This window comes from Oleiphilus sp. HI0128, assembly GCF_001635365.1.
In genome coordinates, this window is sequence record NZ_LWGG01001100.1 from 1 (window position 1) to 829 (window position 829).

Consider the following 829-nt stretch of genomic DNA (forward strand, 5'->3'; position numbering starts at 1 on the left):
GCATATACGATAGCTTTGTAGAAAGCTTCTCTTCATTAGACGGGGTCGTTATCGATAGCGTATTTTACAAAAATCAGAAATCTCTCGCTTCGAGCGTCGCCCGCCTCCTCGGCACTGAGGACAGCCAGAATCGAAAGCGAAAAATTCGAAAAATCACTAACACAGCGCTCGAGTTTTTACCCAGAAGAAGGCAAGATATCGACGCACTTGTCATGATTGCCAAACCCGAAATAGCACGTCAAATCAAACCTCTCTTTGCCTACCATTACGCTGCCGACCTGCCAGTATTCGCCAGCTCTCAAATTCATAACATATCTGACAACAACGACAACAGAGACCTGGACGGTATCGAGTTTATCGAAATGCCCTGGATGCTTAGCAGTACAATAGATATCAAAAGCCAGATAAATCATGCTATCCCCGAGTCAACAGAGCAATATAGCCGCTTTTATTCGCTAGGAGCCGACAGCTATAATATCGCCCCAAGACTACAGCTATTGCACGAAGTTCGAGGCAGCCAGATGCAAGGCCACACCGGCATGCTATCAATGGATGAGCAGGGCATTATTAATCGCCAATTAGAATGGGCAAAATTTAGAAAAGGAAAGGCAGTTACCATTAAGGAGTAAGGAAATGCTTAGCAAAGGACTTGCTTATGAGCAGATCGCCGAGAAATACCTTCGCACCCAAGGACTGAAAAGCATAACGAACAATTATCGGTCCAAGTTTGGTGAGATTGATTTAATTATGGGAGATAAGAATACCCTAGTCTTTATTGAAGTCAGATATCGAGCAAGAAATAACTATGGCATCGCAGCTGAAACCGTGA

At 44.1% G+C, this 829-nt stretch carries 2 protein-coding genes; both read left to right on the top strand.

Going from position 1 to position 829, the window contains the following annotated elements; genetic code table 11:
* The coding region (locus A3763_RS18775) for a penicillin-binding protein activator (RefSeq protein ID WP_197482974.1) at nt 1-629 on the top strand (629 nt) is incomplete at its 5' end.
* A 4-nt stretch (nt 630-633) separates the two neighbouring features.
* Nucleotides 634-829, top strand: a 196-nt coding sequence (locus A3763_RS18780) for a YraN family protein (protein ID WP_156495176.1), incomplete at its 3' end; no start/stop codon positions are given.